The following is a 12,740-nucleotide window of genomic DNA, read 5'->3' as shown; positions in this document are numbered from 1 at the left end:
TCATGGCCCTTTTGTGGGCCGCCCCCCTCGTCGCCGCGCAGGAGGCCCCGGACCTGCTGACGCGCTGGGCCGAAGAGCCGCGCGCCGCCTACCCGGTGGGCGAGGCCGAGCTTGACGATTTCGAATTCGTGGCGCGGCCGATCGTGGTCTTTGCCGACGGGCCAAGCGATCCGCAGTTCCAGAGGCAGATGGCGTTTCTGGCTGAGCGGATCGACGATCTCGCGGTGCGCGACGTGATCGTGCTGATCGACACCGACCCCGAGGCGCGCGGCCCGATCCGCCGATCGCTGCGGCCGCGCGGCTTTGCCGTCGTGCTGATCGGCAAGGACGGCCGCATCGCCCAGCGCAAGCCCGCGCCCTTCACCGGGCGCGAGCTGATCCGCGCCATCGACAAGCTGCCGCTGCGCCAGCAGGAAATACGCGACGCCAACCAGCCGATCGACCGGGCCGGGGCGCAGGCGCTACCGACGCGCTAGTCGAACTCCATGATCACGGCGTCGACGGCGAGGTTATCGCCCGCCTCGGCCATGATGCGGGCGACACGACCCTGACGCTCCGCGCGCAGCAGGTTCTCCATCTTCATCGCCTCGACCGTACAGAGCGCCTGCCCCGCCTGCACTTCATCGCCCTCGGCCACATGCAGTGCCGTGACCACGCCCGGCATCGGGCAAAGCAGCAACTTCGAGGTGTCGGGGGGCTGCTTTTCGAGCATCAGGGCGGCCAGTTCGGCCTGTCTCGGGGTCATTACCCGCGCCCGTAGATCGGCCCCGCGTCCGCGCAGCCGAAACCCCATGGGAAGCGTATCGACCTTGAGCACCAGCGGCGCCTCGCCCACCATGAGCCGCGCCAGCATCCGGCCTGGCATCCAGTCGCTTTCAACGCGCAGCGCCTCGCCGCCGTCGAATCGCACCTCCGCCCCGTCGCGGTCGGCGGTAAGCGACAGTTTGAAGCGCGCCGCACCAAGTGTCACCACCCAGTCGGTGCCGACGCGGCGCTCGTGATGATCCATGCGTCCCGAAATCCGGGCGCGCCTGATCTCCGAGACCCGGTGCATCGCCGCTGCCGCCGCCGCGATGCGGCGCAGCTCGGCCTCGGGCAGTTCGACCCCGGTGAAACCTTGGGGGAACTCCTCCTCGATGAAGCCGGTCGTGATCTCGCCCGAGACGAAGCGCGGGTGATCCATCACAGCCGAGAGGAATGGCAGATTGTGTCCGATGCCCTCGACCTCGAAGCCGTCGAGCGCCTCGCGCATCGCGGCGATGGCGCGGAGCCGGTCGGGCGCCCATGTGCAGAGCTTGGCGATCATCGGGTCATAATGCATCGAGATTTCGCCGCCCTCGAACACGCCGGTATCGTTGCGCACGGCACGCTCGGGCGTGGCGATCTCCTCGGGCGGGCGGTAGCGCGTCAGGCGACCGATCGAGGGCAAGAAGCCGCGATACGGGTCTTCGGCGTAAAGTCGGCTTTCGATGGCCCAGCCGTTGAGCGGGATGTCGGCCTGCGCGAAGGGCAGCTTTTCGCCCGCCGCCACGCGGATCATCTGCTCTACGAGGTCGATGCCGGTGATCAACTCGGTCACCGGATGCTCGACCTGCAACCGGGTGTTCATCTCGAGAAAATAGAAGTTGCGGTCGCCGTCGACGATGAACTCGACCGTGCCGGCGCTGGTGTAGCCTACGGCCTGCGCCAGAGACACCGCCTGCTGCCCCATGGCGCGGCGCGTGGCGTCGTCGAGAAAGGGCGACGGGGCCTCTTCGATGACCTTCTGGTTGCGGCGCTGGATCGAGCATTCGCGCTCGTGCAGCCAGACGGCGTTGCCATGGCCGTCGCACAGCACCTGGATCTCGATATGGCGTGGCGAGGTGACGAATTTCTCGATGAAAATCCGGTCGTCGCCAAAACTCGATGCGGCCTCGGATTTCGAGGCGCGAAAGCCCTCGCGCGCGCCCGCGTCGTCATGGGCGATGCGCATCCCCTTGCCGCCGCCTCCGGCGCTGGCCTTGATCATCACCGGATAGCCGATCTCACGCGCGATCCGCACCGCCTCCTCGGCATCCGCGATCAGCCCCATATGGCCCGGCACGGTCGAAACGCCCGCTTCGGCTGCGAGCTTCTTGGAGGTGATCTTGTCGCCCATCGCCTCGATCGCGGTCGCGGGCGGGCCGATGAAGGCGACGCCTTCTTCCGACAGCGCATGGGCGAAGCGCGGGTTCTCCGACAGGAACCCGTAACCCGGATGCACCGCCTGTGCGCCGCTGCGGCGCACCGCCTCCATGACCCGGTCGATGGAGATGTAGGATTGCGCGGCCGCAGCGGGTCCGATCTCGATCGCCTCGTCGGCCATGCGCACATGCAGCGCGTCGCGGTCGGCCTCGGAATGCACCGCGACGGTGCGGATGCCCATGGCGCGGGCGCTGCGGATCACCCGGCAGGCGATCTCACCACGATTGGCGATCAGGATCTTGTCGAACATCGTGCCCCTCTCATTGGCCTTTCCGGCCGATCACGAAAAAGGGCCGCCGGGATCTCTCCCGGCGGCCCGTCATGTCATGCGCGTCCGGCCGAGGCCGGTCGCGTGCTCGGCTCAGTAGCAGCCGTTCGCGTTCGGGTTGGTGACGCAGGGCGCGATGCCGCCGATCGCACCACCGATGAGCGCGCCGTTGACGGCGCTCTCGCCGGCGACCTGCGCGACAGCGGCGCCGGTGAGGGCGCCGGTCGCGGCGCGCTCACCGGGGGTGGCGCCACAGGCGGCCAGAGTAGCGGCGACGCCGAGCGCGCCGAAGAGTTTGAACGTGGATGCCATTCTTGGTCTCCGAAAATGAATGGTTGTGCCCCAGATGACGCTGTCAGTGCCACTTCGCAGGGGTCTGCGCAAGTGAGAGCGATGCCCCGCCGGGCGCGGTCGGCATCACAGCCAAGGCATGGGCGGCAACCCGCCACTACCCGCGCCGGATATTCGACGCCCTCCCCGGCGTGATCGGCCTTCACCAGCCCTCGCCCTCGTCCTCGGCGTCATCCTCGTCCTCGTCGGCCCCGAAGACGTCGGGAAAGCTGCGCCGCGCCACGTCGACGTCGATGCGCAGCAGCGCGTCGTAATCCTGTGGATCGAAAGGGTCCTCGGCGGGCACCACCTCGCGGCCAAAGAGCCAGCTCAGCCGCGCTGCATCGAGATTGCCGCGCATGAAAGGCTCCTCGCCGAACTGCGCCCAGAGAGCGGCCATGAAGCCTTCGTCGGCGCGCCGGTCGGGCGGGCGCCGGTCGCGAAAGCGTTCGCGCCGGATGATCTTGGTCGGGCCGTCCTTGGCCGCGCGCCTGATCGTGAATTGAAAGTCGGTGCCGGGCAGCCGGCCGGGAAATCCGCGGTGCTTTTCCATGTCAATCGTGTCCTCGGGCTGCGCCGCGCGATCCGCGGCAGGCCGCCTGATAGCCCGGCAGGACGGCCCGCACCATCCCGTGCCGCCAGTTCGGGGCCGCCGGAGGCGAGGGGACCGGGTCCAAGGCCCTACCCTGTTCAGAGCGGGATGTTGTCATGCTTCTTCCACGGGTTCTGGAGCGATTTGCCGCGCAACGAGGCAAAGGCCCGCGCCACCCTGCGGCGGGTCGAATGCGGCATGATCACCTCGTCGATGAAGCCCCGCTCGGCGGCGATGAAGGGGTTGGCGAAGCGGTCCTCGTAATCCTTGGTGCGCGCGGCGATCTTCTCGGGCTCGCCCAACTCGGAGCGATAGAGGATCTCGGTCGCGCCCCTCGCCCCCATCACCGCGATCTCGGCGGTGGGCCAGGCATAGTTGAAATCGCCGCGCAGGTGCTTGGAGGCCATCACGTCATAGGCGCCGCCATAGGCCTTGCGGGTGATCAGCGTCACCTTGGGCACCGTCGCCTCGCCATAGGCGAACAGCAGCTTGGCCCCGTGCTTGATGACGCCGCCCAGTTCCTGCCCGGTGCCGGGCAGAAAGCCCGGCACGTCGACCAGGGTCAGGATCGGGATTTCAAAGGCATCGCAGAACCGCACGAAGCGCGCGGCCTTGCGCGCGCTGTCGATGTCTAGACAGCCCGCCAGCACCATCGGCTGGTTGGCCACGACGCCCACGGTAGAGCCTTCAAGCCGGATGAAACCGGTAAGGATGTTGCGCGCGAACTCGGCCTGGATCTCGAAGAAATCGCCCTCGTCGGCGAGCTTTCGCACCAGTTCGTGCATGTCGTAGGGCTGGTTGGGGTTGGCGGGCACGAGGCTGTCGAGGCTCGGCTCCTCGCGCGCGACATCGTCGAAGAACGGCCGGCGCGGCGGCTTCTCGCGGTTGTTGAGCGGTAGGAAGTCGATCAAACGGCGGGTCTCGGCGATCGCCTCGACGTCGTTCTCGAAGGCGGCGTCGGCGACCGAGGACTTGCGACTGTGGGTCGTGGCCCCGCCAAGCTCCTCGGCGGTCACGACCTCGCCGGTCACGGTCTTGACCACGTCGGGGCCGGTTACGAACATGTAGGAGCTGTCCTTCACCATGAAGATGAAGTCGGTCATGGCGGGGGAATAGACGGCCCCTCCCGCGCAGGGCCCCATGATGAGCGAGATCTGCGGCACCACGCCCGAGGCCAGCACGTTGCGCTGGAACACCTCGGCATAGCCCCCGAGGCTCGCCACCCCCTCTTGGATGCGCGCGCCGCCCGAATCGTTGATGCCCACGACCGGCGCGCCGTTGCGCATCGCCATATCCATGATCTTGCAGATCTTTTGGGCGTGGGTTTCCGAAAGCGATCCACCGAAGACAGTGAAGTCCTGGCTGAACACATAGATCATCCGGCCGTTGACCGTGCCCCAGCCGGTGACGACACCGTCGCCCGGGGGGCGGCTCTCTTCCATGCCGAAATCTGTGCAGCGGTGGGCGACGAACATGTCGAACTCTTCGAAGGACCCCTCGTCGAGCAGCAACTCGATGCGTTCGCGCGCGGTCAGCTTGCCCTTGGCGTGCTGCGCGGCGATGCGCGCCTCGCCCCCGCCCTGCCGGGCCGTGTCGCGCCGCGCCTCGAGTGCCTCCAGAATGTCCTGCATCGCCGTCTCCCTCTGTGCAGGGCAGGCTGGCCGATCACGCGAAGCAAGGCAAGTCCCCGTCGCGACGCGATTTCCCCGGCAGTCGAGGCACGGGATTTACCGCTTGCGCGAGGCGGCGGATGGCCTAGGTCAGGGGCATGTTGCTCGGCATCGCCATCCTGCTCGTGATCGTTCTCGGCTCGGTACATCATTTCGGCCTTGTGCTCTGCCGACATGTGCTGCCGCAGGCTGAGGGGCGAAATTCACTGGTACCGCTCGGGGCCTTCATCCTGACCGCGCTGCTGCACATGATACACATCGCGATCGGCGCTGCGCTCTATCAGATCTTGCAGGAGCACGTCTTTCCCGGTGGGTTGGGCACCAGCTTCACCGACTGGGTCGATTACACCTATCTTTCGGCCATCGCCTTCTCGACCGTGGGGTTCGGCGATCTCGACGTGACAGGGCCCATGCGGCTGGTGGTCGGCGCGCAGTCCATGGCGGGATTCATGATCATCACCTGGTCGGCGACCTTCATCTACGACGTCTCGGCCAAGCAGCTCGAAAAACACCGCTGAGCGATCAGCTCCCGGCGTGACGCCATCCCGCGCGCCGCGCCTCGGCTTCGTTGCAGAACCAGCGTTCGCCCGATGCGGTGTCGATCTTGGTGCGCCCGTAATAGGGATCGCCCGGCATGTGATAGATCCGCCCGCCCCCCGAAACGTTCCCCTTGATTGCGCAGCCGCCCGCGCCGGTGCGCTCGGGTTCGGGCTGCGCGTTTCCCGCCCGCCTGGCGCGCCGCCAGTCCCATGGCGCCTCGACCTCACCGCGCCAGATGCCGCGCCCGGCGTCGCGCGCGGCGGCCTCTTGGGGCAGATAGTCCTTGGAGTATTCGACATAGGCGAAGGCCAGCCCCTCGGAGACCAGCGTTTCGCCGATATCGGCCCCGCCCACCGCACAGCGCGCCACGATACGTTCGTAGCGGTCGATATCGACCGTCTCGCAGGCGGCGATGCGCCCCGCAAAGCGCAGCGACGCCTCTTGGGTGACCCAGTTGCCGCAAGCCCATTGCGCGCCCGATCCGGTGCCGCAGCTCTGCGCGGTTTCGGGCGCGTCGACCCCGTGCAGGCGCACCCGCGCGCCGCCGACGTCGAGAGTGTCACCATCGATCACCGCCACCGTTCCGGCAGGGCCGGCGGCGGGAGCGGGCTCAGGGCTGCACAGGCCGAAAAAGGCGAGGATCGCAATGCAGGGCATGACAGAGATGTCGGCGCATTTTCCCGCTTCGGCAAGAGTGCCGTTAACATAAAGTTAAGGAATTCCTGCGATGGGCGATTCTCAGCGTTGCGCCACCCGCCATGCGGGATGAATCCACGGCTCTTCGTCCGAAGGCGGCAGGCTGCGACCGAGGATGTGGTCGGAGGCCTTCTCGCCCACCATGATCGAGGGCGCGTTGAGGTTGCCATTGGTGATGCGCGGAAAGATCGAGCTGTCGGCCACGCGAAGCCCGTCGATGCCGATCACCCGGCATTCGGGATCGACAACGGCCCCCGCGTCGTCCGCGGCCCCCATCCGGCAGGTCCCGCAGGGGTGATAGGCGCTTTCGACATGTTCCTTGATCGCCTCGTTCAACTGATCGTCGCTTTGATATTCATCGCCCGGCAGGATCTCGTGGCCCCTGTAGGGCGCAAAGGCGCGCTGACCGAAGATCTCGCGGGTGAGCCGGATGCAGGTCCGGAAATCGGCCCAGTCCTGTTCGGTCGACATGTAGTTGAACAGGATCTTCGGCGCCTCGGCGGGATCGTTCGAGGCCAGCGTGACATGCCCGCGCGAGCCCGAGCGCATCGGCCCGACATGCGCCTGAAAGCCGTGGCCCTCGGCCGCCGCCTGCCCGTCATAGCGCACGGCCATGGGCAGGAAGTGATACTGGATGTCGGGATACTCCACGCCCGCGCGCGACCGGATGAAACCCGCGCTCTCGAACTGGTTCGAGGCCCCGAGGCCGGTGCGGTTCAGCATCCACTGCGTGCCGACCACGCCCTTGCCCCATAGGTTCCAGTGGCTGAACAGCGAGACCGGCTGCGTCGCGGCCATCTGGATATACATCTCCAGATGGTCCTGAAGATTCTGCCCCACGCCCGCGCGGTCGGCCACCACCTCGATGCCGTGCTCGGCCAGATGCGCCGCCGGACCGATACCGGACAGCATCAACAGCTTGGGCGAGTTGATCGAGGAAGCGGCGACGATCACCTCGGCGCGCGCCCGGATCACCTTGGTCTTCGAGCCGGGATTGATCTCGACGCCGATCGCGCGGCCATTCTCGATCACCACGCGGCGCGCCAGCCCGCGCACGAGGGTGCAGTTGTCGCGCTTGAGCGCGGGGCGCAGGTAGGCGTTGGCCGCCGACCAGCGGGTGCCCTGCCAGATCGTCGCCTCCATCGGGCCGAAGCCCTCCTGCTTTTCGCCGTTGTAATCATCGGTAAGTTGGTAGCCCGCCTGCCCGCCCGCCTCGACGAAGGCGCGGGTGAGAGGATTGTCGCGCGGACCACGCGTCACATGCAGCGGCCCGTCATGGCCCCTGCGGGCGGGGTCGCCGCCGTGGCCGCCATCGTGCCAGTTCTCCATGCGCCGGAAATAGGGCAGCACGCCAGCATAGTCCCAGCCGTCGGCCCCCATTTCGGACCACGTGTCGAAATCGCGCGCGTGGCCACGCACATAGACCATGCCGTTGATCGAAGAGGAGCCGCCGATCACCTTGCCGCGCGGCGTGGCGAGACGGCGGCCGCCCAGATGCGGCTCGGGTTCGGAGCGATAGCCCCAGTCGTAGCGCGCCATGTTCATCGGGTAGCTGAGCGCGCCCGGCATCTGGATGAACGGCCCCGCGTCGGTGCCGCCATGCTCGATGACGATAACGCTCTTGCCCGCCTCGGAGAGGCGGTAAGCCATGGTGCAGCCGGCGCTTCCGGCTCCGATGATGACGTAGTCCGCTTGCATGTCAGACACCTGTGTCTTGCCGGACCGGCATTCGTGGCACCGCTCCGTTATCGTTGAGTTGAACCGGCTCTGGGGCCGATTAGTACGGCGCCTCGACCGGCCCCATCGCGACGTAGACGGTCTTGATCTGGCTCCAGTGCTCGATCGCCACCTGCCCGTTCTCGCGGCCCACGCCGGACATCTTCATGCCGCCGAAGGGTGCCTCGACCGGCGTCAGGTTGTAGGTGTTGATCCAGCACGAGCCGGCCTGAAGCCCTGCCACGACGCGGTGCGCCCGCGCCAGATCGCGGGTGAACACGCCCGCCGACAGCCCGTAGATCGTGGCGTTGGCGCGCGCCAGCGCCTCGTCCTCGGTGGCAAAGCCGAAGACCGACATCACCGGGCCGAAGATCTCCTCGCGCGCGATAGTCATGTCGTCGGTGACATCGGCGAAGACCGTGGGCTCGATCCAGAACCCCGCGCCCTTTCCCTCGGGTCGGCCGCCGCCCGCCACGAGGCGTGCGCCCTCCGCCCGTCCCTTGGCGACAAAGCCCTCGACGATCTCGCGCTGGCGTTCGCTGACCATCGGCCCGAAATTCGTGGCCTCGTCGAGCGGATCGCCGATCGTCACGCCGCGAAGACGCTCCGATAGCCGATCGAGAAAGGCCTCGCGGATTCCGTCCTGCACGAAGACGCGGGTGCCGTTCGAGCAGATCTGCCCCGAGGAATAGAAGTTGGCGTTGATCGCCGCCGAGACGGCATCCTCGAGGCTGGCATCGTCGAAGACCACGAGGGGCGACTTGCCGCCCAATTCCATCGTGACCGATTTCATGCCGGTGGCGGCGGCGGCATAGACGCGGCGGCCCGTGGGCACGGAGCCGGTGAGCGAGACCTTGGCGACGCGGTCATCCTCGACCAGCGCGGCGCCGACATCGCCATAGCCCTGCACTACGTTGAACACGCCCGGCGGCGCGCCCGCCTCGATCAGGATCTCGGCCACCTTGAGCGCGCAGAGCGGCGTCGTCTCGGAGGGTTTGAACACCATCGTGTTGCCGCAGGCGAGCGCGGGCGCGGCCTTCCAGCAGGCGATCTGCGTGGGGTAGTTCCACGCGCCGATCCCGACCGTCACGCCCAAGGGCTCGCGGCGGGTGTAGATGAAATCCTCGCCCATCTGGATATGCTCGCCCGACAGCGTCGCGGCGAGACCGCCGAAATATTCGAGCGCGTCGGCGCCCGAGGTTGCGTCGGCGACCAGCGTTTCCTGCAAGGGTTTACCGGTGTCCTTGGTCTCGAGCTCGGACAATTCGCGGTTGCGCGCGCGCATGATGTCGGCGGCGCGGCGCAGGATGCGGCCCCGCTCGGTGCCGGTCATCGCGGCCCATGCGGGCTGCGCCCGCTTGGCCGCCGCAAGCGCGCGGTCGACCAATGCGGGCGTGGCCGAATGCAGATCGGCGATGGTCTTGCCGCTGGCCGGGTAGATCACAGGGAGCGCGGCGCCGGTCTCGTCCTCGACATACTGGCCGTCGATGAAGTGGCTGGCCTCGGGTTGGGTCGGATAGGTCATGGCTGCGTACTTTCGGATTGGCGAAGGGGAGAGGTCACTCACCGCGCGGGAAGCGCTGGCTCTCCTCGAGAATGTTCAGGTCCATGTGGTTGCGCATGTAGCGTTCGGAGGCGGCGCGCAGCGGCTGGTAGTCCCACGGGTAGTAGCCGCCTTGCCGCAGTGCCTCGTAGACCACCCAGCGCCGGGCCTGGCTCGCGCGGACCTGTGCGTCGACCAGATCGAAGTTCCAGCGTTCGGACGTCATTGCGCGGAACCGTGCCATGGTTTCGGCATGGTCTGGCTCGGCGGCGAGGTTCACGCGCTCGCCCGGATCAGCCTTGAGGTCGAAGAGCTGCTCAGGATCGACCGGGCAGGCCGTGTATTTGAACCGCCCCTCGCGCAGCGCGATGATCGGCGCGATCGAGCCTTCGGCGGCGTATTCCATCGCCACCGGCGTGTTGCGCCGCGCGCCCTGCCCCAGCGGCACGAGGCTCTCGCCATCGGTCCAAGGCGTGACCTCGGACATGTCGACGCCGGCGAGGTCGCACAGCGTCGGCGTCACGTCGATCGCCGAAACCGGATCGGTCACGAGGCCCGGCGCCATGTCGGGGGCGCAGATCATCAGCGGCACCCGTGCCGAGCCTTCGAAGAAGCTCATCTTGAACCACAGCCCCCGCTCTCCGAGCATGTCGCCATGGTCCGACACAAAGACCACGATTGCTTCCTGCCGCGTGTCCCCGAGCACGGCGAGAATCTCGCCCAGCTTGTCGTCGACATAGCTGATATTGGCGAAATAGCCCTGCCGCGCCCGGCGGACCTGCTCGGGCGAAATATCGAAACCGTCCGCGTCGCAGGCGTCCCAGAGCCGCTTCGAATGCGGATCCATCTTCTCATAGGGGATCGCCTCGCCCGGCGCGTCGAGATGATCGCAGTCGTTGTAGAGGTCCCAGTACTTGCGGCGCGCCACATATGGATCATGCGGATGGGTAAAGCTCACCGTCAGGCACCACGGCCGCGCGTCGTGGCCGCGCGCCAGATCGTAGAGCTTGATCTTGGCCTGATGCGCGACGTCATCGTCATATTCGAGCTGGTTGGTGATCTCGGCCACGCCCGCGCCGGTGACCGAACCGAGGTTGTGATACCACCAGTCGATCCGCTCGCCCGGCTTGCGCCAATCCGGGGTCCAGCCGAAATCGGCCGGATAGATGTCGGTGGTCAGTCGCTCCTCGAAGCCGTGAAGCTGGTCGGGGCCGACAAAATGCATCTTGCCCGACAGGCAGGTCTGCCAGCCGGCGCGGCGCAGGTGATGCGCGAAGGTGGGGATGTCCGACGGGAACTCGGCCGCGTTGTCGTAGACCCCGGTGCGGAACGGCAGCTGGCCGGACATGAAGGACGCCCGCCCCGGCGCGCAGAGCGGGCTGCCGGTATAGGCGTTGGCAAATCGGGTCGAGCGCGCGGCCAGCGCCTTGAGATGGGGCGCGTGCAGCCAGTCGGCCGGGCCGTCGGGAAACAGCGTCCCGTTGAGCTGGTCGGCCATGACGATAAGGATGTTCGGAGACTTGTCCGGGGTCATTTCAGCTCCAGTTCGAGCGCGGCGAGCAATTGGCGTGTGGCGGCGGGGCCGTCGGCGGGACCGCCCGCGAGGCCTTGCTTGAGATACATCCCGTCGATCAGCGCCGCGAGACGTTCGGCCGCGTCGATGGCGCCCGCCCCGAGCAGCGGCCGCAGGTCATGCGCGAGATTCGAGCGCAGGCGGCGGTGATAGATCCGCAAGAGCCGCGCCGCCGCAGGAGAGGTGCGGGCCAGCACATAGAAATTGAGCCATGCGGCGACCACTTCGGAGCGGAAGTTCGAAGGGCCGAAGTTGGCCCGCAGAAGAGCTGCGACCCGACCGCGCGGATCGCCCTTTGCCGCGATGAGCGCCGCGCGCACCTCGGCGGAATACTCGGTGAGGAGGTGGCGCATCGCAGCTAAGAAAATGTTGTCCTTGTTGCCGAAATAGTGGTGCGCCAGCGCCGAGGACATACCCGCACGCCGCGCGATCTGGGCCACCGTCACATCGAGCGAACCCCGCTCGCCGATCTCCTCGATCGTCGCTTTGACCAATGCCGCCCGGCGTATAGGTTCCATCCCAAGCTTGGGCATGAAGGATCTCCGATCTGCGCCCGGGCCGAATGACCGGGTTGCAACGGCGACCCTAATAGGGTTTTTATTGACGCGTCAATCAAGAACCAGAACCCACAGAGAGGACGACCCCATGATGCTCCGCACCACGATCAGCGCCTTGGCGCTCGCCGCTGCCGCCACCGGCGCTCACGCGCAGGACGCCGCGCAGTGCGGCGAGGTCACGCTGTCGGATGTCGGCTGGACCGACATCACCGCCACCACCGCCACCACCGCCGTCGTGCTCGAGGGCTTGGGCTACGAGCCGGAGGTCAAGGTGCTCTCGGTGCCCGTCACCTTCACCTCGATGGCCGATGGCGACATCGACGTCTTCTTGGGCAACTGGATGCCGACACAATCCTCGGAGATCGCGCCCTATTCCGAGGCCGGCACCATCGAGACCGTGCACAAGAACCTTACCGGGGCAAAGTACACGCTGGCCACCAATGCCGCCGGCGCCGCGCTCGGCATCGCCAGCTATGAGGACATCGCCGAACATGCCGAGGCGCTCGACGCCACGATCTACGGCATCGAGCCGGGCAATGATGGCAACAAGCTGATCCTCGAGATGATCGAGAGCGACGCCTTCGGCCTGAGCGATTTCGAGGTCAAGGAAAGCTCCGAGCAGGGCATGCTGGCGCAGGTCGACCGCGCGTCGAAGCGCGACGAGCCGGTGATCTTCCTCGGCTGGGAGCCGCATCCGATGAACGCCAATTACGAGATGACCTATCTCGAAGGCGGCGATGACTGGTTCGGCCCGAACCTGGGCGGCGCCGAGGTCTACACCGTCACCCGTCAGGGTCTCGTGGAAGAATGCCCCAATCTCGGGGCGTTCTTGCAGAACCTCGAATTCTCGCTCGAGATGGAGAACGAGATCATGGGTGCGATCCTCGACGAGGGCATGGACCCCGAAGAGGCCGCGAAGGAATGGCTCGCCGCCAACCCCGAAGCCGTGGAGCCTTGGCTCGATGGCGTGACCACGCTTGACGGCTCGGACGCGCTGCCTGCCGTCAAGGGCGTCATCGAGGGCTGATCCCC

Annotated in this window: 12 protein-coding genes; 3 read left to right on the top strand and 9 right to left on the bottom strand. The window is 67.0% G+C overall.

Translation table 11 applies throughout. The features are described 5' to 3' along the window. The first annotated feature begins 2 nt into the window (after positions 1 to 2). Positions 3 to 476: a DUF4174 domain-containing protein gene (locus ACJASC_RS05915; protein ID WP_415144347.1), complete on the top strand. Its 474-nt coding sequence runs from the start codon at positions 3 to 5 to the stop codon at positions 474 to 476. Here the strand turns inward: ACJASC_RS05915 and ACJASC_RS05910 are convergent. The 4 genes from ACJASC_RS05910 to ACJASC_RS05895 all read right to left on the bottom strand — a co-directional run bounded on the left by ACJASC_RS05910 (position 473) and on the right by ACJASC_RS05895 (position 5,044). Then, entirely contained in the window at positions 473 to 2,473 is a 2,001-nt protein-coding gene (locus ACJASC_RS05910) for an acetyl-CoA carboxylase biotin carboxylase subunit (RefSeq protein WP_415144345.1), read from the bottom strand. The genes ACJASC_RS05915 and ACJASC_RS05910 overlap by 4 nt on opposite strands. 111 nt (positions 2,474 to 2,584) lie before the next feature. Continuing rightward, positions 2,585 to 2,803, bottom strand: a complete 219-nt coding sequence (locus ACJASC_RS05905; RefSeq protein WP_021692166.1) for a hypothetical protein — start codon at positions 2,801 to 2,803, stop codon at positions 2,585 to 2,587. Positions 2,804 to 2,984: 181 nt separating this feature from the next. Then, entirely contained in the window at positions 2,985 to 3,374 is a 390-nt protein-coding gene (locus ACJASC_RS05900) for a hypothetical protein (protein WP_021692167.1), read from the bottom strand. A gap of 137 nt (positions 3,375 to 3,511) precedes the next feature. Next, a complete protein-coding gene (locus ACJASC_RS05895; protein ID WP_021692168.1) occupies positions 3,512 to 5,044 on the bottom strand; it encodes an acyl-CoA carboxylase subunit beta in 1,533 nt (510 codons plus the stop codon). A 137-nt stretch (positions 5,045 to 5,181) separates the two neighbouring features. Between ACJASC_RS05895 and ACJASC_RS05890 the strand changes: the two genes are divergently transcribed. After that, positions 5,182 to 5,601, top strand: a complete 420-nt coding sequence (locus ACJASC_RS05890; RefSeq protein ID WP_021692169.1) for an ion channel — start codon at positions 5,182 to 5,184, stop codon at positions 5,599 to 5,601. Between the two features lie 4 nt (positions 5,602 to 5,605). Here ACJASC_RS05890 and ACJASC_RS05885 read toward each other — a convergent pair whose 3' ends face one another. From ACJASC_RS05885 to betI, 5 genes are all read right to left on the bottom strand, one after another. Further along, positions 5,606 to 6,280, bottom strand: a complete 675-nt coding sequence (locus ACJASC_RS05885; protein WP_415144342.1) for a thermonuclease family protein — start codon at positions 6,278 to 6,280, stop codon at positions 5,606 to 5,608. 81 nt (positions 6,281 to 6,361) lie between these two features. Beyond that, positions 6,362 to 8,017 (bottom strand): choline dehydrogenase, encoded by a 1,656-nt coding sequence (betA, locus tag ACJASC_RS05880; protein WP_415144340.1) that lies wholly within the window; start codon positions 8,015 to 8,017, stop codon positions 6,362 to 6,364. Positions 8,018 to 8,096: 79 nt separating this feature from the next. Beyond that, a complete protein-coding gene (gene betB, locus ACJASC_RS05875; protein ID WP_415144338.1) occupies positions 8,097 to 9,560 on the bottom strand; it encodes a betaine-aldehyde dehydrogenase in 1,464 nt (487 codons plus the stop codon). A gap of 34 nt (positions 9,561 to 9,594) precedes the next feature. After that, entirely contained in the window at positions 9,595 to 11,112 is a 1,518-nt protein-coding gene (gene betC, locus ACJASC_RS05870; RefSeq protein WP_415144336.1) for a choline-sulfatase, read from the bottom strand. After that, positions 11,109 to 11,684 (bottom strand): choline-binding transcriptional repressor BetI, encoded by a 576-nt coding sequence (gene betI / locus ACJASC_RS05865; RefSeq protein WP_415144334.1) that lies wholly within the window; start codon positions 11,682 to 11,684, stop codon positions 11,109 to 11,111. Before betI ends, betC begins: the two co-directional genes overlap by 4 nt. A 112-nt stretch (positions 11,685 to 11,796) precedes the next feature. Between betI and choX the strand changes: the two genes are divergently transcribed. Then, positions 11,797 to 12,735 (top strand): choline ABC transporter substrate-binding protein, encoded by a 939-nt coding sequence (gene choX, locus ACJASC_RS05860; protein ID WP_415144332.1) that lies wholly within the window; start codon positions 11,797 to 11,799, stop codon positions 12,733 to 12,735. Positions 12,736 to 12,740: the final 5 nt, after the last annotated feature.

It is taken from the genome of Limimaricola cinnabarinus (assembly GCF_047631075.1).
Classification (GTDB): domain Bacteria; phylum Pseudomonadota; class Alphaproteobacteria; order Rhodobacterales; family Rhodobacteraceae; genus Limimaricola; species Limimaricola cinnabarinus.
The sequence above is the reverse complement of the archived record's forward strand: the minus strand, read 5'-3'. Positions and strand labels throughout refer to the sequence as shown.

Coding starts and splice junctions, on each gene's coding strand:
- ACJASC_RS05915 (WP_415144347.1), top strand. CDS start 3: ATGGCCCTTTTGTGGGCCGCCCCCCTCGTCGCCGCGCAGGAGGCCCCG.
- ACJASC_RS05910 (WP_415144345.1), bottom strand. CDS start 2,473: ATGTTCGACAAGATCCTGATCGCCAATCGTGGTGAGATCGCCTGCCGG.
- ACJASC_RS05905 (WP_021692166.1), bottom strand. CDS start 2,803: ATGGCATCCACGTTCAAACTCTTCGGCGCGCTCGGCGTCGCCGCTACT.
- ACJASC_RS05900 (WP_021692167.1), bottom strand. CDS start 3,374: ATGGAAAAGCACCGCGGATTTCCCGGCCGGCTGCCCGGCACCGACTTT.
- ACJASC_RS05895 (WP_021692168.1), bottom strand. CDS start 5,044: ATGCAGGACATTCTGGAGGCACTCGAGGCGCGGCGCGACACGGCCCGG.
- ACJASC_RS05890 (WP_021692169.1), top strand. CDS start 5,182: ATGTTGCTCGGCATCGCCATCCTGCTCGTGATCGTTCTCGGCTCGGTA.
- ACJASC_RS05885 (WP_415144342.1), bottom strand. CDS start 6,280: ATGCCCTGCATTGCGATCCTCGCCTTTTTCGGCCTGTGCAGCCCTGAG.
- betA (WP_415144340.1), bottom strand. CDS start 8,017: ATGCAAGCGGACTACGTCATCATCGGAGCCGGAAGCGCCGGCTGCACC.
- betB (WP_415144338.1), bottom strand. CDS start 9,560: ATGACCTATCCGACCCAACCCGAGGCCAGCCACTTCATCGACGGCCAG.
- betC (WP_415144336.1), bottom strand. CDS start 11,112: ATGACCCCGGACAAGTCTCCGAACATCCTTATCGTCATGGCCGACCAG.
- betI (WP_415144334.1), bottom strand. CDS start 11,684: ATGCCCAAGCTTGGGATGGAACCTATACGCCGGGCGGCATTGGTCAAA.
- choX (WP_415144332.1), top strand. CDS start 11,797: ATGATGCTCCGCACCACGATCAGCGCCTTGGCGCTCGCCGCTGCCGCC.